Below are 21,456 nucleotides of genomic sequence, written 5' to 3'. Positions count from 1 at the left end.
GAAGTTTTACACTAAAGCTAAGGTTTCTCGGCGAAGCAATTTGCCGTTATTTGAATCTTTGAAATGCGTTATAAAATGAACTTCTTTGGGTTTTTCAAAGCGTTCTAAATTTTCAAAAATACTTTCTTCAATTGGGAAAGGTTCTGATTCAATAAGCAGTACTACTTTTTCGCCCAAATCAAGATCTGGTTTTCCCGATATCATAAAACGAGGGCTGATTTTATCAAGAAGTTTCTCCTCCACTTGTTCTGGATTTATTTTCACACCACCAGAATTGATCACGTTGTCTAGTCTTCCTAAAAATTTAAATTGGTTGCCCTCTACGATTTCGACTAAGTCATTGGTCACTATTGGTTCGTCCAATAATTGTGGCGCATTGATGATCAAACAACTTCTGTTGTCCGTTTCAATGGATACATTTGGCATCAGCCTAAATGATTTTTCTCCCACTTTTTTAGCAGCAATATGCGAAACCGTTTCAGTCATTCCAAATGTTTCGTAGCATTCTGTTTTCTTCAACCGTAGCAGTTCTTTTTCAAGTTTTGCATTTATTTTCGCACCACCAACAATTAATTTTTTGATTTTATGTAAATCTTTTAACGAATTTTGAGCTTGCAAAGGAACCATTGCCGAAAAGTCGTAACAATCTTCGAGCTTTTCTAAAGGATGAAGCGAAGGTGGAACAAAATCCATTTCGAGTCCTAATACGAAACTTCTTACAAACATCATCTTTCCTGCCACGTATTTCATTGGCAAACAATTTAAAATGCGAGAACCATACTGCAAATCAAAGAAAGTACCTGATGCAATAGCAGAATTAACCATTGATTGTTTTGAAACCCTTATCAGCTTTGGAATTCCAGTACTTCCAGAAGTATGCATTTCTATGTACGGCTTTTCATCAAACCAGTCAAGAATAAATTCACCCACAGGTTTTTCAGACTCGTCGCCTTCTTTAATATAACTGTAAGCCACAACATATAAATCATCTTTAGATAGATTATGGCCGTTTAATTTGAATTTTGGATGTATGTTCAGATACGTTGGGTTTTCCATAGTTCTAAGAGTTTATAGGTTTAGTATTTTCAGTCAAAATCAATTTTCCAAAAAGCTTTTGTTTCCAATTTTTCCAACCGTATTTCCTGCTAAAAATATAGAGTAAAATTGGGAAAATAATGAAAACGGGTAAAATAACATCAAAACCAGCAGAAGGTTCTGCGATGTCTTTTAAAACAGAATGTGTTTGAAAGGCAGACCAATCGGAAGTTAAGAGTAAAGCCCCGAAAAGATTGTTTGCTGCATGAAATCCTAAAGCAAGTTCTAAACCTTCATCCATCAACGTGAGAATTCCTAAAAAGAAACCAGTTCCAATGTAGTAAATCAATATGATGTATCCCATTTTTCCCACTTCAGGATTAGCAATATGCATCAGTCCAAACGCAAGTGAGGTGAATACAAATGGAAACCACCTTGATTTTGTGGCTAATCCAAGACCTTGCATTAAATAACCTCTGAAAAAATATTCTTCAAAACTCGTTTGTAGTGGTATTAAAATAAGTGCTAAGACCAAGAAAATCAGAAACGGAATTGGCTTAAAATTAAAAATGTAATTTTCTGGATTGCTGTAATACGATAGTGCAGTTGTCCCTAGGATAAAAATTCCCCAAAGGAAAAAAGCAAAGAAAATACGACTCCAATCAATTTTAGCTCGAGAGGTGGTAAAGCTAGTAAGACTTTGCTGATGGATGAATTTAACCCAAAAAAGTAAACCCAAACACATCGCTGACAAAGGTCCTACAAGCAGTACAAACGCAATATTTACGCCCACAGTTGCAATTAAATTCTGAATTAAAACATCTGCATCAACGTTTTGTGATGAAAAATAATTAAAAATTATTAATGCAAAAAAACAAATCGGAATCGGAAGATAGAGTAGTAGACTTGTTTTTTTGAGCTGTAATTGTTCGATATACATTGCCAATTGGAATTTGAGATGAAAAGTTAAGCACTAATTTACTTTAATTTCTCTAATGATTTCAGTTAATTTGTAAAAAAAGATGATACAAGTCTACCACAACAACCGCTGCGGAAAATCGCGGGAAGCAATTCAATTTTTAGAAGATGCTGGAAAAACATTTGAGATTATAAAGTATTTGGAGAATCCACCTACAGTCAAAGAATTGGCCCTTATTTTAAAAAAATTACAGTACCAACCAATTGATTTGGTTCGTCAAAAAGAAAAGCTCTGGATTGAAAATTTCAAAGGGAAAACCTTAACGGATGAAGATATAATTAAGGCTTTATCAGAAAATCCAATTTTAATTGAGCGACCGATTGTAATCCTTGAGGATAAAGCAATTGTAGCTCGGCCCGTTGAAAAATTGAATGATTTTATATAAGTTCTTTATACACTTCATTTAACAATTCGTTGTGAAAATCGCCTTAAACCATTGGGTATTTTTGCAGTCTAATAAAAGAAAACTTAAAACATCTTTCATGCGACAGCTTAAATCCTTGGTTATCTTATTCGCCTTGCTTTTTGCAAACTTTAGTTTTGCACAACAATCAGATACTAAAAAAGTAAAAGTTTCTGGGAAAGTAATTGATAAAATTACAAGCCAACCTTTAGAATATACGACGATTACGTTCGTTGAAGTTGGAAATCCAAGCGCTGTTTCGGGCGGAATTACGGATAGTAAAGGGGAATTCAGTTTTGATATGAAAACAGGATCGTACGATATCAAGATTGAATTCATATCGTTCAAGCCTGTGGAATTAAAAAACCGTTCCATTCAAAACGCAGTGAATCTGGGAACATTTTCGCTCGTTGAAGACGCAACAATGCTGCAATCTGTTGAAATCAGAAAGGAAGAATCTACGGTTGAGATTAAGTTGGACAAGAAAGTCTACAATGTGGGGCAAGACATGATGGTAAAAGGTGGAACGGTGAGTGACGTTTTAGACAATGTACCTTCTGTTTCTGTTGATGTGGAAGGAAATGTAAGTTTGAGAGGAAATGATAATGTTCGGATTTTAATAGACGGAAAACCGTCAGGATTAGGTGGAATTAATATTGCAGAAGCGTTGAAATTAATTCCGGCGGAAACCATTGATAAAGTAGAAGTAATCACAAATCCATCCGCTCGTTATGATGCTGAAGGTGGTGGAGGAATCATTAATATCGTTCTTAAAAAAGGAAAAAACCTTGGTGTAAACGGAACGCTTACTGCTACAGCAGGAAATCCTGATAATTTTGGACTTAACGGGACGATTAATTTACGGACTAAAAAAATTAATTTCTTTACAACCCAAGGATACAGTTACAGAAAAGGTCCGGGAAATTCTAAAAGTTTTACGGAATACTTAGACGCAAATGGCGCTACCGAAAGTTACTTAGATGAACGTAGAAATAATGATCGTTTGCGAAAAGGATACAATGGGAACCTTGGTTTTGAATGGTTTGTAACGCCTTCAATTACTTGGACAAACACGGTTTCTTACCGTAAAAGTAATGGCGAAAATCCAGATCGTGTAATGCAAAATTTTTACACACCTGCACTTGATTTGAAGAAATTTGCAACCCGTTTCAATGATGAAGTAAGTACGGGTGAAGACATGGATTATTCGACAAATTTCATGAAGAAATTTAAAACCGATGGCCACACTTTATCGGTTGATGCTTCTTACTCTAACAACAAAGACAATGACAATTCAATAATTGACAGTAATACGAACGATCTTTTCAACAATACGATAACAAACAATCAGCAACGAACTGAGAATTTTCAGAAGCAAAAAAGAGTACTTTTTCAAGCGGATTATGTTTTGCCAATTGCTGATAAATACAGATTTGAAGCAGGTTACCGTATGAACATCACAGATCTAACGACTGATTATGCAGTTGAAGATTTGATTGGTGGAAACTTCGTCAACAATGCACAGTTTACAAATGTCTTGCAGTATAAAGAGAAGGTAAATGCTTTGTATACGCAATTTGGTTCTAAAATAAATAAATTCTCTTACTTGGTAGGTTTGCGTTTTGAAGATTCTAATATCGACATCAACCAATTTACGCAATCTATTTTCAAGAATAAAAGCTACAATAATTTATTTCCAAGTGCCTTCTTAACTTATGAATTAGGCGATTTTGAAAATATTTCGTTGAGTTATAGTAAGCGAATTTCGCGACCACGTTCTTGGTTCATCAACCCATTTTCTAGCTTATCAAGTAACATCAATATTTTTAGAGGAAATCCGGATTTAGACCCGTCTTTGACTGATTCGTACGATGTAGGTTATTTGAAAAAATGGAATAAATTCACCTTCAATACCTCTATGTATTTCAATACAACAAAGGATGCAGTTCAGTTTGTAAGAAGTACGGAAGTGATTGACAACACGAATGTTTTAATTACTTCACCTATAAATGTAGGTACACAAGACCGTTTTGGATTTGAGTTTACATTATCATACAACGCGTTTAAATGGTGGAAATTAAACGGAAATTTCAACTTCTTTAACAATCAAACTAAAGGAGAATACACCTACATCGGATTAAATAACTTACCTGAAACGATTGATTTTGATAAAGAATCATTGTCTTGGTTTGCAAGAGTTACTTCTAAAGTTTCACTTCCTTATGGAATTGATTGGCAAACAAACGGAACTTATTCTGCTCCACAAGATAATGCTCAAGGACGTACAAAAGGAATTGCAAGCATGAATTTGGCTTTCAGCAAAGATGTCATGAAAGATAAAGGAACCATCGCTTTAAACGTGAGTGATGTCTTCAATTCAAGAAAAAGATTGACCGAAACAGAATTGCCTTTCCAAAATGTTTCGTCAGAAATGCAATGGAGAGAACGTCAAGTTAATCTATCATTTACGTATCGTTTCAATAGAAAGAAAAACGAACGTGAACGACCAAAAGGAGAAAATGGTGGTGAAGAGGGAGAATACATGGGTGGATAATAAATATAAAAGCGGTCTAATTTAGACCGCTTTTTTTATGTCTACTTCTAATTATAGGATAACTTTGTAATTATGAAAAAGAATTCAATGCAAACGAACACTGAGAAAGCAATACACGCCACTTACTTAAGTATTATTGGTAATTTTATGTTGGCTGTAGCCAAAGGAATTACCGGTGTTTTTGGCAATTCGTATGCTTTAGTTGCTGATGCTATTGAGTCCTTAACCGATGTTTTCTCTTCCGCATTGGTTCTGTTTGGAATCAAATATTCTACACGTCCAGCAGATTCCAATCATCCGTATGGACATGGTCGCGCTGAAAGTTTAGTCACCTTTATAGTTGTGGGTTTTTTATTGATTTCAGCAACCGTAATTGCCTATCAAAGTATTCTCAACATACAAACGCCACATGAGATTCCCGAAAAATATACTTTACTTGTATTAGCAGTTATTATTATCATTAAGGAAATTTTCTATCGCATTATTTCAAAAAGAGGAAAAGAAACCAACAGTTCTTCCTTAAAAGCAGACGCGTGGCACCACAGAAGCGATGCAATTACTTCATTAATGGCTTTCATCGGAATTTCAATTGCCATATTTATGGGTCCGGGTTATGAAACTGCTGATGATTGGGCTGCATTAATCGCATCGTTATTCATTGTTTATAATGCGTACTTAATTTTCAGACCCGCTTTGGGCGAAATCCTCGATGAACATGTTTATGATGATTTAGTAGAGCAAATCCGAATCATTTCAGAACGTGTCGACGGCGTTCAGGGAACAGAAAAATGCTTTGTTAGAAAAACAGGAATGACGTATTTAGTCGATTTGCATTTATTGGTAAACGGAAATTTGTCAGTTACGCAAGGCCATGAAATCTCGCATGCAACTAAAGATAGGTTGATGGAACAATTGCCAGAATTAGCAAATGTTTTGATTCATATAGAACCGATTGATGCCTAAGAAAGCTTCGAAAAGCACTAAAAAACAACCCTTATTTTCTGCAAAAAAAGAGGATCACTAAATCCTCGTGATAATCTTCAAAACGTTTACGATAACTACACATCTGTTTGACGAAACATAATCGGTTCATTTCTACGCAGGGTTCATTGTTCATCCTTTAGACGCGACGAACGCTTTGCTGTTACGTGTTGTTCATTTATTTAGTTTAGTTTCGCAGAACTTCCCCGAATTATTTAATTCCACTATAAAATTACTTATATCTAAAATATTTAAGACATTATTTGCCCTATCTCGTATTGTATTCCACGCTTCAGAGTCAATGTATCCATCGTTCGAATCATTAATAAAATTGTAAAAATTTTCTATAGTCGTTTTTTGATGTGAATTAATAATCTCAGAGTTGTAAAAATCTTCTATATATACATAAGAAATACCGAAATTTATTGCTATTTCTCCTGCAACATTCTCCTCTCCAGAACCAATGAGATTTAACTGCTTTTCTTTACTATACGATAAAATAATTAAGTGCTTTACGAAAGTGTCATATTCTTGGCTAATACTTTTCATTCTTAAAATTTTGATATTTTATTGAAAGTCGTTTTTTCCGAGAATTATTTCTAACTCGGGTATGTGTATGACGTCCGTCTTACTTTATTCCTTTCTCAAATATATAATTTAAATCTAAATAATACCGCAACCTCATTTTCGATTCACTACTAAATCTTAAGAACAAATAAAAAAGCCTCATCAACCAACTTATTTACTTAATTGATCAGGCAAATAACGTCATTGACCAAGCATTTTGCCTCATCGATGAGGCTATTTGGGTGATCGTTCAAGCAATTTGGGTGATCGACCAGGCTTTTTGGGTGATCGATCAGGCTTTTTAGGTGGTTGATGAAGCAAAAAGCCTGGTTTTGAAGCTGAAATTTAGTAAAACCAAGCTTTTTGCTTGAACTCATTAATGAAAGTTATTGTTTATAAAGAAATTCATATGTAAAAGCATTATAATGTCGTGTTTTTTGTCAATACTGTAATTAGAGATTTAGGTAATTTTGACTTTGGCTAACTCAAAAAGTGTTTTCCCCAAAATCTGCAATGAATTATAGAATCGACTTTCATTTATTGGTAAACGGAAAATTATCGGTAAGATAAGGCTATGAAACCTCGCCTATTAGTAACTATACGTTGCTGCAACAATTGCGAGAACGCGTCAATTTTTGAGATGTACGGACTAGATAAATACATAAAAAAAAGGTCTAGAAAATAATTTTCGAGACCTTTTTGAGTTGTAGTGAGATTGTTATTTTCTACCAGATTTTAACCCTGTTTTCTGGAGCAATGTACATTCCGTCTCCTTTTTTAATGTCAAACGCTTTGTAAAAAGCATCAACATTCTGCAAAGGCACATAAGCTCTATAATTTCCTGGCGAATGCGGATCTGTTTTCACTTGGTTTTTAATCGCTTCATCACGTGCTTTCGTTCTCCAAATGGTTGCCCATGAAATAAAGAAACGTTGGTTTGGCGTAAAGCCATCAATTAAAGGTTGGTTTGGATTTTCTTTCAAATAGAGTTGTAAACCGTCGTAAGCTGCATTTACACCACCTAAATCACCAATATTTTCTCCTAGCGTAAATTTACCATCAACAAAAGTTCCTGGTAAAGGTTGCAATGCACTGTATTGATCAGCAAGTGCTCCACCTAAGCCGGTAAATAAATTTAAATCTTCGTCTGACCACCAGTTGATTAAATTTCCATCTGCATTGTAACGCGAACCAGAATCGTCAAAACCGTGTGAGATTTCGTGCCCAATTACCGCTCCAATTCCACCATAATTTACCGCTTCATCTGCTTGATAATCGTAAAATGGCGGTTGCAAAATTGCTGCTGGAAATACAATTTCGTTATACGAAGGATTGTAATACGCATTTACCGTTTGAGGCGACATAAACCATTCGTCTTTATCAACAGGCTTGTTTAAATCATCTATGTTTTTCTTGAAACCCCATTCAGCAATAGCAGTCATGTTTGAGAAAAATGTACCGCCTTCTTCTGGATTTTTAATCGTCAAGGCTGAATAATCTTTCCATTTGTCTGGGTAACCAATTTTCACTCTGGATTTATGTAGTTTCTCAACAGCAGCTACTTTTGTTGCTTTTTTCATCCATGGCAAGTTGTTGATTCTGTTTTCAAAAGCTAAGAATACATTCTTGATCATTTTCTCTGCTTTTGCTTTTGCTTCAGCTGGAAATTTTTTCTCCACATATAACTTTCCTAACGCTTCTCCTGTAGCACCATTCACCACTTGTAAAGCTCTTTCTTCAGCTGGTCGTTGCTTGATCGCTCCTGTTAATGTTTTTCCGTAGAAATCAAAATTAGCTTGATCAATCTCGCTTGACAACAAAGAAGCAGACGAACGTAAAAGAGACCATTTCATGAACGCTTTCCAATCTGCCACTTTGTTTTCTTTAAAAATAGTTTCTAAAGAAGTCATGTATTTAGGTTGCGAAACAATTACAGAATCAATGTTTTTTAAACCAACACCGTTCAAATATGTATTCCAATTAATCGAAGGCGTCAATTTTTGTAAATCAGCAACTTTCATTGGATTGTAGGTTTTTCTACTATCACGACGTTCAACACGGTCTAAACGTGGCTCTGACATTTTAATTTCTAAAGCGAGGATTTTAGCGGCATCAATTTTTGCTTGTGCAGGTTTTTCGCCTAAGAATTGTAACATTCTTGCAACGTGCGTTACATATTTGGCTCTTTTCTCTTTTGAATCGGCATCATCAGAAAGGTAATAATCGCGATCAGGCAAACCTAAACCAGCTAAACCAACATTTACCACATTTCTATCACTATTTTTTGCATCTGATCCTACGCCAACTCCAAAGAAGCCTAAACCGCCAATAGGTTCCATTTCAATTAATAAAGCTTGTAAATCTTTTACGTTTTTTACTTTATCAATTTTTGCTAAATAAGGTTTTAAAGGAGCAATTCCTTGTTTGTTCCGCGTTACAGTATCCATGATGGTTTCAAACAAACCAACAGCTTTTCCTTGATCCGTACTTGAAGTATACGCCGGATTTTTTGTTGCTTCTTTTAAAATAGCCAATGCATCGTTATCGGTATTTTGACGCAATTCATCAAAACTTCCCCAGCGCGTTCTGTCACTTGGAATCTCGGTTTTTTTCAACCAATCACCATTTACAAAATGAAAGAAATCATCTTGTGGACGAACAGATTTGTCCATCAAGGTTACGTCAATTCCTGGCGTGTTTGTTGGCTTTGTTTGTCCCTGCATTTCTGAAAAACCTACCAAGACAGGAAGTACAAAAAGCATTCTTTTGCTTAAATAATATTTCATATGAATCTAAATTTATTATAGTATAACAAAAATATATTTTTTCATCTATAAAAAAGGCATTTTAAGATTTAGATAACAATTGTAAGACCGCTAATTTTGAATGTTTTCGTATTTTTACAGCAAATTTTTGATATGATTGCTTTCCTCAAACAATACAGAATTATTATAGGTACATTTCTGATTTTTTCGATCGTTAGTATTTCCTTATTTATGAATGTTTTGACACCTAAAAAGCGTTTACCGGTAATGAATCCTTCGGATGTAAACGTAGAATTAGTAGACAGTACCGTTCAACATGTCAGAAAATACCACACCATTGCTGATTTTTCGTTCACCAATCAAAATGGAAAGACGATTACCCAGAAAGATTATGAAGGTAAAATATACGTAGCCGACTTTTTCTTTACTACTTGCGAAACCATTTGTCCTCGGATGACTTCCAATATGGTTGAAATTCAAAAAGCAACCATGAACGATCGCAAAGTAATGTTACTTTCGCATTCCGTTTTACCAGACAAAGATTCCGTGCCGGTTTTAAAGAAATACGCATTGGAAAAAGGCGTGATTGACTCGAAATGGAATTTAGTAACCGGTGATAAAAAAGAAATTTACGGAATAGCTCGCAAGTCTTATTTAGCTGTAAAAACGGGAAGCCCTGAAGAAATGTACGATATGGTGCATACTGAGAATTTTATTTTAGTAGATACACACCGTAGAGTTCGTGGATTTTACGACGGTACAAAAACAGAAGACATTACCCGACTTATTGAAGATATCAAATGGTTATCACAAAACGAAAATTAACGATTTATTAGATTTTAAATTTGTACTTTCGCAATCTAAATTTAATCTAAATAAGGTTTGCAAAAGTCTATCGCACAACTTCGAATTGGAGAACACGGCATTATTACAGATTTCGATAGCAGTGTTATTCCACTAAAATTAATTGAAATGGGTTGTTTGCCCGGAAACTCAGTTGTTTTAATTCAAAAAGCTCCTTTGGGAGATCCCTTATTTTTAAATATCAACGATAGTTTTTTAGCGATTCGAATAGAAATGGCTAAAGATATTTTTATTGAAACCTCTGAAGAATAAAAGGTCATGGCCAGTCATACTATAAAAGTCGCATTAATTGGTAATCCCAATACAGGAAAAACATCTGTTTTTAACTTACTAACGGGATTACACCAACAAGTAGGAAATTATCCAGGAATTACGGTCGAAAAGAAAATGGGTGTTTGTAATTTACCATTAGATTTTAAGGCTTCTATTTTAGACTTACCTGGAACCTATAGTTTGAATGCAAGTTCGCTCGACGAAAATGTCGTGATTGAACTTCTGATGAATAAAAATGATCCTCTTTTTCCAGATGTCGCTATTGTAGTAACGGATGTTGAAAATTTAAAACGTAATTTACTTCTTTTTACCCAAATTAAAGATTTAGAAATTCCAACCATTTTAGTCATTAACATGGCAGATCGAATGGCGGTAAAAGGAATTTCTCTAGATATTCCTTACCTCGAGGAAAAATTTAACACGCGTATTGCTTTAGTAAGTTCGCGGAAAAAAATTGGTTTTGACAATTTGAAAATGATGATTGTGGAGTACAATGCACTTTCAACGAAACCTTGTTTGAATGCTTCGAGTATAGATGTTCCTTATTTTGATAGTTTACGAAAAGCATTTCCTACACAATCTTTATACAAATTATGGTTGGTCATCACGCAAGATGTCAACTTTTCTAAGTTGGATAAAAATGTTGTCGACACGAATAATTTTGCAAAGCCAAATTCAGAACTTAAGCGTTTACAGCAAAAAGAAACCATTAAAAGGTATCAATATATAAATGATGTTTTGAAAGTGGGAAGAACGATCGATGTTGCAAAAGCATCCGATCTTCAAAGCAGGTTAGACCGAATATTGACCCATAAAATCTGGGGTTACGTTATTTTCTTCGGAATTCTATTGCTGATTTTTCAATCTATATTCGATTGGTCAAGTATTCCAATGGATTTTATTGATGAAACTTTTGCAAGTTTAAGTGCATATACGGCAGAAAACTTGCCTTCAGGAGTTTTGACTAATTTAATTTCGCAGGGAATTATTCCTGGAATTGGTGGAATTGTAATTTTCATCCCTCAGATTGCCTTTCTTTTTCTGTTCATTTCCATTTTAGAAGAAAGCGGTTATATGAGTCGGGTGGTGTTTTTAATGGACAAACTGATGCGAAAATTTGGCTTAAGCGGAAAAAGTGTGGTGCCATTAATTTCAGGAACGGCTTGTGCAATTCCGGCAATTATGGCGACGCGAAATATTGAAAACTGGAAAGAACGACTCATTACAATTCTTGTAACGCCTTTTACCACTTGTTCTGCAAGATTACCGGTTTACACTATTTTAATTTCTTTAGTGATTCCTAAAACACGAATTCTAGGTATTTTTAATGCACAAGGATTGACATTGATGTTCTTGTATATGTTGGGATTTGGAAGCGCGATTTTAGCGGCATATATTCTGAATAAAATTTTAAAAATCAAAGGCAAAACATTCTTCGTGATTGAAATGCCAAATTATAAATTACCCATTCTTAAAAATGTGGGTATTAATGTTTTGGAAAAAACCAGAGCATTTGTGGCTGGAGCGGGAAAAATCATCCTAGCGATTTCTATTATTCTATGGTTTCTAGCTTCCTATGGTCCTGGAGATGCTTTTAACAATGCAGACAATATTGTAAAAGCAAATCCAAAATTTGAGAATGCAACTGAGCACGAAATAGAATCAGAAATTAATTCTCAAAAACTTGAAAATTCCTACATCGGAATTATGGGTCGCGGAATTGAACCTGTTATTAAACCTTTGGGATACGATTGGAAGATTGGAATTGCTTTAATTACTTCTTTTGCGGCTCGTGAAGTTTTTGTAGGAACACTAGCTACAATTTACAGTGTTGGTGATGTAGATAATGAAACAACAATAAAAAATAAAATGGCCTCCGAAGTTGATCCAATCACAGGCAAGAAAATCTTTGATTTACCTACTGGAATCTCACTTTTGCTTTTTTATGCCTTTGCAATGCAATGTGCGAGTACGTTAGCGATTACAAAAAAGGAAACCAATACTTGGAAATGGCCTGTAATTCAGCTGTTTTTAATGAGTGGTTTGGCTTATGTTGTGGCGTTACTTGCTTATCAAATACTAAAATAAAATGATTGACACTCAGGAAATAATTGCTTTTATAATCTTATTTGCAGCCGTGTTTTTCTTATTCAAAAAGTTCTTTTGGAAAAAGAAAAACAAAAAAAGTTGCGGTACAGATGACGAATGTGGCGGTTGTCATTAAGTCAACTGAACGTATAAATTGCTTGCTATTTTATTAGAAACAACTAATTCATGACCATTCACTTTAATAAGTAACGACGCATCAAAATCTTCTTTCGAAATCACTTCAATTGCAGAGCCTAAAGCAATTTTTTGCTTGTCCAAATACTGCAAAAATTCGGTAGACGTATCTTTTACACCCACACAAATTGTCTTTTTCTGCGGATTAATTTCGGACAACAACTGTTTCTCAATTTTTACAATATTTCCTTTTGCATCGGGAATGGGATCGCCATGTGGATCTTCAGTTGGATTTCCTAAAAACAGATCCAGTTTATTTATTAATTTCTCCGATTTAATGTGCTCTAATTGTTCAGCGACGTCGTGCACTTCATCCCAAGAAAAATCTAATTTTTCGACCAAGAATACTTCCCATAAACGGTGCTTTCTAACAATCATTTTCGCCGCTAATTTCCCGTTTTCGGTTAATGAAACGCCTTGGTACTTTTTATAATGAACCAAGTCTTTTTCAGCTAATTTTTTCAACATATCTGTAACAGATGAAGCTTTTGTAGCCATTTTTTCAGCAATAGCATTTGTGCTAATTTCTGTGTCTAAAAAAGTAGTAAGGTGGTATATTGTTTTGAGGTAATTCTCTTCTGAAAAAGTCATGCTTAAGGTGTTTTATTCTTTACAGGTTAAAGATAACGTAATTTTAGATTTACTTTATAATACAGGTTCTTTACTCTGTTCTTTAATAGATATACATATTGTTTGTGATTTTCATTCAGCCTTATAATAGATGGTTCCGACTAATTTAAAATCATATTTTCTTTATTCCAATACTTTTTTATTTTCAAGATAATCGGATGCTTTTAAAGTATTGACTACTTTTTTACCCGTTTTCTCTTCAATTTCTTTTCGGGTATTTCCTGCGATTGTACCGCCTTGATTGGCTATTTCTTTATTTTCGGTAAATGTTTGTGGTTTCTTTTCTTTGCTGATTTCTGTTGTAGTAACTTCTGCTAACATATTTAGAACTAATTCTAAATTACTCATGTTATCACGCAAATTTTCTTTCTTTAAATCTTTGTGATTTTTATATTTTTTGACGGATAATCCACTCCACGCTTTTGTGATTTCATCCGTAAGAATTGCATATTCTTGACCCTTTTTCACGCCTCTCTTATCCCATTCGTCAGTCAAATCTTTTCGGACTTCAATGCTTTTTAAACGCTGATTGACCCATTCTTTTGAATAGCCTTTCTTCAGATAAGTTTCCATTAATCGGTCAATTCCAATTTCCGGGTCTTCGATTTCGTCAATGCGTTCACGAGCTACTTTCGCAATCCATAATTTAAATGGCTCTGCTTTTGGAGATGGAACGGATTGAATTAGACGAAAAAGTTGTTCAGTGTCAGCTACATCGGTTTTATAAAATTTTCCGTCAGCAGATTTTAATTTCAGTTGGTTACAATTTGTAACCAACTGACTTCCCTCTTTTTTAAGTCGATTTTTTAAAACTTTCCAATAATTATTGGGATTCGGGCTTTCAGAAAGCACTCCTACAACATCAACAATTGAGAAATACCATTTCTCTTCCTCGTCACTCCAAACGGAACGAATTTGTTTTTCTTCAAATAGCTTTATGGCGGTTTCTTTAGTCATAATTACAGGTTTTTTGGAAGTACAATTTAATCAATATTTCGATTGAAATAATTTGAATATCAGAATTTTATCAACTTAAATTCTGTTATAATTTCCCTTTCGCCACGCCAATCTTACCGAAAATATCAAAAGAAAACGTTTTACTTTCACTCTGAATGTAATTGTAAATCAGTAACGCTTTTTCTATTAAATTTTGCTTTTCAGAAACCATTTTATCGGATAACAGCACTAAATAATCTGCAAATTTCTCTGTGTTTTCCCAATCGAAATTTAGTTTTCCTAAATGTTCAATTAACTCAGTTCCTGATGAATTCAAAAGCACTTCAGTTGTTAAACCAAGGCTTTTCAACTCTTCGTCAATTTCAGCTTTTCCAAAATTAAGAACATAAAGCAGTTCAACCAATTTTTTTAAAATGGCATTGATGCGTTCCTTTTCTTCGTCGCGTAAACTTTTATTTAAAGGCATTCCGTTATTGTTTAAAATAAAATCGCAGTTTCCAATAGTCTGAAAACTGCGATTTAAAACTATATTTTAGTTACCGTATTCTTTTACCGCATCGATAAACGCTTTGGCGTGGTCAACTGGAATATTTGGTAAGATTCCGTGGCCTAAGTTTACGATATATTTATCTTTTCCGAAATCGTCAATCATTTCATGTACCATTTTCTTGATAACAGGAATTGGTGACAATAATCTTGATGGGTCAAAGTTTCCTTGCAATGTGATATTTCCACCTGAAAGGTAACGTGCGTTTCTTGGAGAACAAGTCCAATCCACTCCTAATGCAGAAGCTCTACTTTTTCCCATTTCGCCTAAAGCAAACCAACATCCTTTTCCAAAAACAATAACAGGAGCGTCGTCTGCTAATGCTTCAACAATTTGGTTAATGTATTTCCATGAAAATTCTTGGTAATCTGCTGGAGCCAACATTCCTCCCCAAGAGTCGAAAATCTGAACTGCATTTACACCCGCTTTTACTTTTTCTTTCAAATATAAAATCGTCGTATCTGTAATTTTTTGCAATAAAACGTGAGCTGCTTCTGGATATTGGAAACAAAATCCTTTTGCTTTATCAAAACTTTTTGAACCTCTTCCTTCAACAGCGTAACACATAATGGTCCAAGGCGAACCTGCAAAACCAATTAATGGCACTTCGTCGTTAAGCATTTCTTTAGTCAACTTGATCGCGTCAAAAACGTATTGCAATGTTTCGTGAACGTCTGGAACGATTACTCTTTCAACGTCCTGAATCGTGCGAATTGGATTTGGCACAAACGGTCCGAAATCTTCTTTCATCAACACTTCAAGTCCCATTGCTTGTGGAATTACTAAAATATCCGAGAACAAAATAGCTGCATCTGGAGCAATTCTTCTTATGGGTTGAACAGTTATTTCGGCTGCGATTTCTGGGGTTCTACAACGTGTGAAAAAGTCGTATTTATCACGCAAAGCCATGAATTCTGGCAAATATCTTCCCGCTTGACGCATCATCCAAACTGGTGGTCGTTGAACCGTTTCTCCTTTTAATGCTTTCAAAAACAAATCGTTCTTAATCATAATTTTGTGGTTTGTTCCTTTTGAATTCTAAAAACTCAAAAGATTTTATTTATAAAAATTTATACATTGAATAATTACGTTTTCAATCGTCGGTTGGTTCGCAATTACTACATTAGTTGTTACATTTTCTAAAGCATCTGCCGTCGTTGTTCCGATGCAAAAGCAAGTTTCATTCTTAATTTTATTGTTTTTCAAATAACTTTCAATTCCCGATGGACTGTAAAATAAGATTCCATCAAAGGTACCGCTTATCTTCTGTGGAGTCAAATCCGTTTCGTACACTTTAATTTCGTTGAAAACTACTTTTGCTTCAGACAAAGCATCTGGTAATGTATCGCGTCTTAAATTTCCACTGAAGAAAGTAAATTTTTCTTTTCCGTAAATCAAAGTGATAATTTCAGCCAAATCAGCCGCATAACCTGTATAAGCAATTACATTAAAGCCGTTTTCTTCTAGAAGACCTTTTGTTTTCATGCCTACGCAAAAAACATTTTTCTTCTTCAGTAATTCGAGCGTTTCAGTTCCTTCTAAATTTTCAACGACACTCAAAACTGAGTTTTGACTTGTAAAAATTAAGTTCTCATTTACAGTTTCAATGGCAACTTTCTTCTGCTCAATTGAAATAAAATCAGCTTCCACAAGGGAAATATTGGCGTTAAGCAAAAACTGCTTTTGATTAACCAATAATTTTTTGGTGGAAAGTATTCGAATAGGTTCTTTCATTTCAGTTATTTTACACAATCACAATAGAATGAAATATTTTTATTTTCGCCAAAAACGACTAAAATATCATCTTCTAATAAAACGGTGTCGGGTTTAGGAAGTCCAATCGTTTCTTTAATAATCGTTTTCTTTCCCATCAAATTTGTTTTTTCTCTCTTGCGAATAATCGTAATTAAATTCAAATGGTATTTGTCAATTGAATTTAATTCCGCAAGTGTCTTTCCGTGAAATTCAGGTTTTGATTTTACTTCAGATATCGTATAATTATCGTCTAATTGGTAGTTTTCTAACGTAGTTTTAAAATTGATTTGCTTGGTCAATCTATCCGCTGATTCTTGTTCGGGATGTACAATGCTATGAATTCCCATTGCTTCCAAAACTGTATCGTGAATAGGCGACAAGGCGCGACTGATAATCTTTACATCCGATAATTTCTTGATAATTGCCGTGGTAATTATGGCAGCACCTTCATTCTCACCAATAGCTACAACAACTTTATCTGAATCATTCAACGGAAGTGCTGTGTATGCTAATTCGTTCGTGGAATCCATGCAAATGGCGTGTGAAATTTTATCTTTAATTAAATTCACTTTGTCCATTTGTTTGTCAACACCAATCACTTCGTTTCCTGTTTCTGTAAGGCTTATCGCCAATGACATTCCGAAGTTTCCCAAACCAAAAACTATAATTTTCATGTTTTTTCGATTTTAGTTAATCAAAATATTTTCTTTTGGATACTCATAAAATTGATGGTTGATTTCACGTAGTAAACCAATCATTAAGTTGAGCATTCCGATTCGTCCGATGAACATTGTGGCAATAATAACATATTTGCTTGGCTCCGACATTTCAGTTGTAAAACCCATTGTTAAACCAACCGTACTGTAAGCTGAGAAACATTCAAAAACCACTGAAAGCACATCTGTTCCTGCAGGTTCAAAACTTAATATTGTAATTATTGCAGCACCAATTACAAATAGTGAAATACACAAAATGGCAAAAGCACGGTGTGTAGATTCGCTTGAAATGCGACGTCCAAAAATTTGAATTTTATTTTTACCTCTCGCTACAGCGATAATATTTAAGGATGCTAATGCAAAAGTACTCGTTTTTATACCACCACCGGTTGAGGCTGGAGAAGCTCCCACCCACATCAGAAAAATCATAAATAATAGCGATGGCACTTTCATCTGGCTGTAATCTACCGTGTTGAAACCTGCAGTTCTAGGAGATACGGAGTGAAAAGCGGCTTGTGTAATTTTACCAAAATACGTTTTATGTTCAAGTAACAGATTATTTTGTTCTGCAATAATGAAAAATGCAAAACCACCTACGAGTAACAGTAAAGTAGTAAATAAGACAATTTTCGCATTCACAGATAACATTCTGACTTTTTTAGGAACAGATGCTCGTTGGAAAAATTGTACGATTGACGTTTTAATATACTGTGAAAAGTTGAAAATAATAGTGTATCCTAAACCTCCAAAGATGATTAAAAACATTACAACCCACTGAATATAGTAGTTGAATTTAATGTAGCTTTCGCTAAATCCATTTTCTACAATTGAAAATCCTGCATTACAGAACGCTGAAATCGAGTGGAAAATCGAAAAATAGACTTTATCTGTTATTGCAGGATTGTCCATAATGGACGTATATATAAAAACTGCTCCAATAGCCTCTATAAAAACAGTAAAAGCAACAATATTTAGTGCTGCTTTAAGTACGTCGCGTAAATTTTCTTGTGCGGTGAAATCTTTTACATTGAGTCCTTCTTTGAAACTTGAACTTCCTCTAAAGAAGAAAGAGAAGAACGAGGTAAAGGTTAAAATTCCTAAACCTCCAATTTGGATTAACGAGATAAGAATGGTTTGGCCTAGAAATGTCAATTCGTTCGATACATTTATGACGGTTAAACCGGTAACGCAAACCGCACTTGTCGCTGTAAAGAAAGCGTCAGTAAAAGTTATTGAACCTGTAGTTGCTGTTGGAAGTAATAGTAAAATGGTTCCTACGAGAATAATCACAAAGAAACTTCCTACAAAAACAATAGCTGGATTATAGTAAACTTGGTAGATATAACGGACCAAAAGCATCAGTCGTATAATGAAATACATAAACAAACCGGCTTCTAAAATGGGTTTTATCTTTCGGAAAACATCTAGATAATACAAGTCAAGATTGACTAAAGCGACAATTATTGAGGTTAAAAGAAGTCCTGCTAAAATGAAAGAATTAAACAGTGATATTCGTTTCTTTCCGGTAGTAGTATAATAGTAGAATTTGAAAATATTGAATGCTAATAAAGCAAGAGTTATGCTTACAAGTCCAATAAATTTAGGTGTTTTATAACTTTCGTTTACGGTATATCCAAAGTCGAAAACCAAAAAGGCCAAGACGAAAATATCGAAAAATCGATAGATAAATTTAAGAATTGCCTCTTTTTGCACGTAAACGATTTTATTTGTTCAGAGTACCTAATGAAATTTTTATAGATTTCATTAGTTCAGTTCCTCCATTTTCTAAAACTTCGGTAGCACAAAGAACGCCAAAATTTTTATGATTTGTGATTGTAGTTTGTTTTTTAACTTCGATTTTCGTCTGCCCATCAATAGAAAGCAAAATTCCTTCTAATTCAATGATGTCTTCCTTAATAGTTGCAAAAGCGCCAATTGGTGCCGTACAGCCTCCTTCTAAAGTGCGAAGAAAGTCACGTTCTACTTTTGTACAAATATCGGTTGCTTCGTCATTTAATTTACCAATAACTTCTCGGCAGAACGAATCATGTTCCATGGCAACAACCACCATTGCACCTTGAGCTGGTGCTGGAATCATCCAATCTAAATTTAAGTAATTCTCTGGTTTTAAATTGATTCGTTCCAATCCTGCTGCGGCAAAAATAGCGCCGTTCCAAGGATTATCTTTCAATTTTTGCATTCGTGTATTTACATTTCCACGTAAATCTACAACGGTATGAGATGGATATTTACTGAACCATTGAGCTTGACGACGCAAACTTCCCGTTGCAATAATTCCATCGCTGTTTAGAAAGTCTAAATTTCCTTTGTGAATCAATAAGTCGATTGAGTTGGCACGCGGTAAAACAGCTGCTTGAACAATTCCTTTTGGTAAAGCTGTTGGAACATCTTTCATAGAATGCACAGCGATATCGATTGTGCCATTCAGCATTGCAATATCTAATGTTTTTGTGAAAATTCCGGTAATTCCAAGTTCATAAAGCGGTTTGTCTAACATGATATCACCTTGAGATTTCACTGCGATTATTTCTGTTTTATACCCTAAATCATTTATTTTCTTTTGAACTGTGTGGGCTTGCCATAATGCTAATTCGCTATCGCGAGTCCCAATTCTAATTACTTTCTCTACCACAAATACGTATTTTTATATCAATTTTCAGAAGTTTGAAATTTGAATTTAATATTAAAATTATCTTGCTGCTTCTATTTGAAACACTTTTTCAATCCAACCGATGCTTTCGTCTACCATGGTATCATCATGTTTCAGGTGATTGGCAAAGTGTGTCGTGATTTTCTGGATAATTCTATTGCTGATAATTTCTGCTTGTTCTTCGTTGAAATCTGCAATTTTTTTACTTTGATTTGCCATTTCAGAACACTTAATCGCATTCAGTTTTTCTTTCAAAGCATGAATCGTTGGAGCAAATTTTCTAGCTTTCGTCCAAGTCATAAACTCTTCCTTGTAAATTTCGATAATTTTTTCTGCTGCAGGAATTTGGTTTTTTCTTTTTTCCAATGTTTCATCTGTCATCAAAGCAAGATGATCCATGTGGATTAAAGTGACACCTTCCAATTCGGTTACATTTTCATGCACGTTTTTAGGAATCGATAAATCTAAAATCAAGATTGGTTTTTTTAGATTTAAAATAGCTTTGTCAATTGTTGGATTTTGAGCACCAGTCGCAACAACTACAACATCTGCTTTCTGAAGTTCAACGTGTAATTCAGAATAGTCTTTTACAATTAAATTTAATTTACTTGCTAACTTTTCTGCTTTGTCTTTCGTACGGTTGATTAAAGTGATATGCTCGTTTTTAGTATGTTTTACTAAATTTTCGCATGTATTTCTACCAATTTTTCCTGTCCCGAAAAGTAAAATATTTTTCTCTGAAATATTCTGCACATTATTCATAATGTAACGAACAGCAGAAAATGATACAGAAGTTGCACCACTACTAATTTCAGTTTCGTTTTTGATTTTTTTACTGGTTTGAATCACCATATTAATCAAACGGTCTAAATAAGTATTGATTAATCCGTGTGCTTTCGATTCTGTAAAGCTGTTTCTTAACTGACTGATAATTTCAAAGTCACCTAATATTTGGCTGTCTAAACCCGTTCCTACACGAAACATGTGATTTACGGCTTCTTGGTTTTTATAGACGAAACCAACTTTCTGAAATTCTTCAACACTTCCGTTACTGTTTTCACAAATCAATTTGATTAACTGAAAAGGATGTTCAGCAAAACCGTAAATTTCTGTACGGTTACAAGTTGACGTTACAGTCATGCTTTGAATGCCTTCCTGTTTTGCTTGAATCAATAAATTGTTTTTTGCGTTAGCGTCCAAACTAAATTTTCCTCTAACAACTGCATCTGCTTTTTTATAGCTCAAGCCAACAGCGTAAAAATATTGAGGTTTCGAAGTATTGTTGTTTTCCATAATTGACATTCTTCCAAAATGTTTGACAAAATTATTACTATGCTTATGATAAAAGTAACGCTAGAGGGACTATTTGTGTCGCTTTAAGATTTTTAAACCAAATTAGGCTTTTCACCGTTATTTCTATTAAATTTGCAATGAATTCAAGTCTTTACAAATGTCTTATGTAGAATAATTCTAAAT

General features: G+C 34.3%; 20 protein-coding genes. 7 read left to right on the top strand and 13 right to left on the bottom strand.

The genetic code is table 11. The features are described 5' to 3' along the window. Positions 1–6: 6 nt before the first annotated feature. Both YWA_RS0106610 and YWA_RS0106605 read right to left on the bottom strand, forming a co-directional pair. Entirely contained in the window at positions 7–1,056 is a 1,050-nt protein-coding gene (locus YWA_RS0106610) for an AMP-binding protein (protein WP_022827713.1), read from the bottom strand. 4 nt (positions 1,057–1,060) lie between these two features. Continuing rightward, positions 1,061–1,975 carry a CPBP family intramembrane glutamic endopeptidase gene (locus YWA_RS0106605; protein ID WP_022827712.1) on the bottom strand — a complete coding sequence of 305 codons (915 nt, stop codon included), beginning with the start codon at positions 1,973–1,975 and terminating at the stop codon, positions 1,061–1,063. An 82-nt stretch (positions 1,976–2,057) separates the two neighbouring features. Between YWA_RS0106605 and YWA_RS0106600 the strand changes: the two genes are divergently transcribed. From YWA_RS0106600 to YWA_RS0106590, 3 genes are all read left to right on the top strand, one after another. After that, positions 2,058–2,399 (top strand): arsenate reductase family protein, encoded by a 342-nt coding sequence (locus tag YWA_RS0106600; RefSeq protein WP_022827711.1) that lies wholly within the window; start codon positions 2,058–2,060, stop codon positions 2,397–2,399. Positions 2,400–2,496: 97 nt separating this feature from the next. Beyond that, on the top strand, positions 2,497–4,971 hold the full coding sequence (locus tag YWA_RS0106595; protein WP_022827710.1) for an outer membrane beta-barrel family protein: 2,475 nt from the start codon (positions 2,497–2,499) through the stop codon (positions 4,969–4,971). Between the two features lie 72 nt (positions 4,972–5,043). After that, on the top strand, positions 5,044–5,934 hold the full coding sequence (locus tag YWA_RS0106590) for a cation diffusion facilitator family transporter (RefSeq protein ID WP_022827709.1): 891 nt from the start codon (positions 5,044–5,046) through the stop codon (positions 5,932–5,934). 192 nt (positions 5,935–6,126) lie between these two features. Here the strand turns inward: YWA_RS0106590 and YWA_RS0106585 are convergent, their stop codons facing one another. Together YWA_RS0106585 and YWA_RS0106580 are read right to left on the bottom strand one after the other, a co-directional pair. Then, positions 6,127–6,501 carry a hypothetical protein gene (locus tag YWA_RS0106585; RefSeq protein ID WP_022827708.1) on the bottom strand — a complete coding sequence of 125 codons (375 nt, stop codon included), beginning with the start codon at positions 6,499–6,501 and terminating at the stop codon, positions 6,127–6,129. Positions 6,502–7,244: 743 nt separating this feature from the next. Next, positions 7,245–9,305, bottom strand: coding sequence for a M13 family metallopeptidase (locus YWA_RS0106580; protein ID WP_022827707.1), 2,061 nt, complete (start codon positions 9,303–9,305; stop codon positions 7,245–7,247). Between the two features lie 132 nt (positions 9,306–9,437). Here YWA_RS0106580 and YWA_RS0106575 point away from each other — a divergent pair, with 132 nt between their 5' ends. The 4 genes from YWA_RS0106575 to YWA_RS15530 are packed head-to-tail and all read left to right on the top strand — an operon-like array spanning position 9,438 to position 12,645. Next, entirely contained in the window at positions 9,438–10,109 is a 672-nt protein-coding gene (locus tag YWA_RS0106575; RefSeq protein ID WP_022827706.1) for an SCO family protein, read from the top strand. Positions 10,110–10,166: 57 nt separating this feature from the next. Then, positions 10,167–10,400 carry a FeoA family protein gene (locus tag YWA_RS0106570; RefSeq protein ID WP_022827705.1) on the top strand — a complete coding sequence of 78 codons (234 nt, stop codon included), beginning with the start codon at positions 10,167–10,169 and terminating at the stop codon, positions 10,398–10,400. Positions 10,401–10,406: 6 nt separating this feature from the next. Continuing rightward, entirely contained in the window at positions 10,407–12,509 is a 2,103-nt protein-coding gene (gene feoB / locus YWA_RS0106565) for a ferrous iron transport protein B (RefSeq protein WP_022827704.1), read from the top strand. A 1-nt stretch (position 12,510) separates the two neighbouring features. Further along, positions 12,511–12,645: a FeoB-associated Cys-rich membrane protein gene (locus YWA_RS15530; RefSeq protein WP_022827703.1), complete on the top strand. Its 135-nt coding sequence runs from the start codon at positions 12,511–12,513 to the stop codon at positions 12,643–12,645. Here the strand turns inward: YWA_RS15530 and YWA_RS0106555 are convergent. From YWA_RS0106555 to hemA, 9 genes are all read right to left on the bottom strand, one after another. Beyond that, complete coding sequence (locus YWA_RS0106555) at positions 12,642–13,295, bottom strand: metal-dependent transcriptional regulator (RefSeq protein WP_022827702.1); 654 nt, start codon at positions 13,293–13,295, stop codon at positions 12,642–12,644. The two genes, YWA_RS15530 and YWA_RS0106555, sit on opposite strands and share 4 nt — an antisense overlap. A 162-nt stretch (positions 13,296–13,457) precedes the next feature. Next, complete coding sequence (locus YWA_RS0106550; RefSeq protein ID WP_022827701.1) at positions 13,458–14,291, bottom strand: BRO-N domain-containing protein; 834 nt, start codon at positions 14,289–14,291, stop codon at positions 13,458–13,460. Between the two features lie 85 nt (positions 14,292–14,376). Beyond that, positions 14,377–14,757, bottom strand: coding sequence for a hypothetical protein (locus YWA_RS0106545; RefSeq protein ID WP_022827700.1), 381 nt, complete (start codon positions 14,755–14,757; stop codon positions 14,377–14,379). Between the two features lie 66 nt (positions 14,758–14,823). After that, positions 14,824–15,849 carry a uroporphyrinogen decarboxylase gene (hemE, locus tag YWA_RS0106540; RefSeq protein WP_022827699.1) on the bottom strand — a complete coding sequence of 342 codons (1,026 nt, stop codon included), beginning with the start codon at positions 15,847–15,849 and terminating at the stop codon, positions 14,824–14,826. Positions 15,850–15,894: 45 nt separating this feature from the next. After that, a complete protein-coding gene (locus tag YWA_RS0106535; protein ID WP_026718637.1) occupies positions 15,895–16,572 on the bottom strand; it encodes a uroporphyrinogen-III synthase in 678 nt (225 codons plus the stop codon). A gap of 5 nt (positions 16,573–16,577) precedes the next feature. Further along, positions 16,578–17,267 carry a potassium channel family protein gene (locus tag YWA_RS0106530; RefSeq protein ID WP_022827697.1) on the bottom strand — a complete coding sequence of 230 codons (690 nt, stop codon included), beginning with the start codon at positions 17,265–17,267 and terminating at the stop codon, positions 16,578–16,580. A gap of 12 nt (positions 17,268–17,279) precedes the next feature. Next, the gene (locus YWA_RS0106525) at positions 17,280–19,022 is read right to left on the bottom strand and encodes a TrkH family potassium uptake protein (protein ID WP_022827696.1); all 1,743 of its coding nucleotides are present in this window, start codon (positions 19,020–19,022) and stop codon (positions 17,280–17,282) included. A gap of 10 nt (positions 19,023–19,032) precedes the next feature. Then, complete coding sequence (gene hemC / locus YWA_RS0106520; protein WP_022827695.1) at positions 19,033–19,962, bottom strand: hydroxymethylbilane synthase; 930 nt, start codon at positions 19,960–19,962, stop codon at positions 19,033–19,035. Positions 19,963–20,019: 57 nt separating this feature from the next. Further along, entirely contained in the window at positions 20,020–21,273 is a 1,254-nt protein-coding gene (gene hemA / locus YWA_RS0106515) for a glutamyl-tRNA reductase (RefSeq protein WP_026718636.1), read from the bottom strand. Between the last annotated feature and the right edge of the window lie 183 nt (positions 21,274–21,456).

The sequence above is a fragment of the Flavobacterium antarcticum DSM 19726 genome (genome assembly GCF_000419685.1).
GTDB lineage: Bacteria > Bacteroidota > Bacteroidia > Flavobacteriales > Flavobacteriaceae > Flavobacterium > Flavobacterium antarcticum.
Note: the sequence above shows the minus strand (reverse complement) of the source record. Positions and strands in the feature narration are given on the sequence as shown.

Coding starts and splice junctions, on each gene's coding strand:
- hemE (WP_022827699.1), bottom strand. CDS start 15,849: ATGATTAAGAACGATTTGTTTTTGAAAGCATTAAAAGGAGAAACGGTT.
- feoB (WP_022827704.1), top strand. CDS start 10,407: ATGGCCAGTCATACTATAAAAGTCGCATTAATTGGTAATCCCAATACA.
- YWA_RS15530 (WP_022827703.1), top strand. CDS start 12,511: ATGATTGACACTCAGGAAATAATTGCTTTTATAATCTTATTTGCAGCC.
- YWA_RS0106535 (WP_026718637.1), bottom strand. CDS start 16,572: ATGAAAGAACCTATTCGAATACTTTCCACCAAAAAATTATTGGTTAAT.
- YWA_RS0106555 (WP_022827702.1), bottom strand. CDS start 13,295: ATGACTTTTTCAGAAGAGAATTACCTCAAAACAATATACCACCTTACT.
- YWA_RS0106530 (WP_022827697.1), bottom strand. CDS start 17,267: ATGAAAATTATAGTTTTTGGTTTGGGAAACTTCGGAATGTCATTGGCG.
- YWA_RS0106575 (WP_022827706.1), top strand. CDS start 9,438: ATGATTGCTTTCCTCAAACAATACAGAATTATTATAGGTACATTTCTG.
- YWA_RS0106580 (WP_022827707.1), bottom strand. CDS start 9,305: ATGAAATATTATTTAAGCAAAAGAATGCTTTTTGTACTTCCTGTCTTG.
- hemA (WP_026718636.1), bottom strand. CDS start 21,273: ATGGAAAACAACAATACTTCGAAACCTCAATATTTTTACGCTGTTGGC.
- YWA_RS0106545 (WP_022827700.1), bottom strand. CDS start 14,757: ATGCCTTTAAATAAAAGTTTACGCGACGAAGAAAAGGAACGCATCAAT.
- YWA_RS0106610 (WP_022827713.1), bottom strand. CDS start 1,056: ATGGAAAACCCAACGTATCTGAACATACATCCAAAATTCAAATTAAAC.
- YWA_RS0106595 (WP_022827710.1), top strand. CDS start 2,497: ATGCGACAGCTTAAATCCTTGGTTATCTTATTCGCCTTGCTTTTTGCA.
- YWA_RS0106600 (WP_022827711.1), top strand. CDS start 2,058: ATGATACAAGTCTACCACAACAACCGCTGCGGAAAATCGCGGGAAGCA.
- YWA_RS0106590 (WP_022827709.1), top strand. CDS start 5,044: ATGAAAAAGAATTCAATGCAAACGAACACTGAGAAAGCAATACACGCC.
- YWA_RS0106605 (WP_022827712.1), bottom strand. CDS start 1,975: ATGTATATCGAACAATTACAGCTCAAAAAAACAAGTCTACTACTCTAT.
- YWA_RS0106550 (WP_022827701.1), bottom strand. CDS start 14,291: ATGACTAAAGAAACCGCCATAAAGCTATTTGAAGAAAAACAAATTCGT.
- YWA_RS0106585 (WP_022827708.1), bottom strand. CDS start 6,501: ATGAAAAGTATTAGCCAAGAATATGACACTTTCGTAAAGCACTTAATT.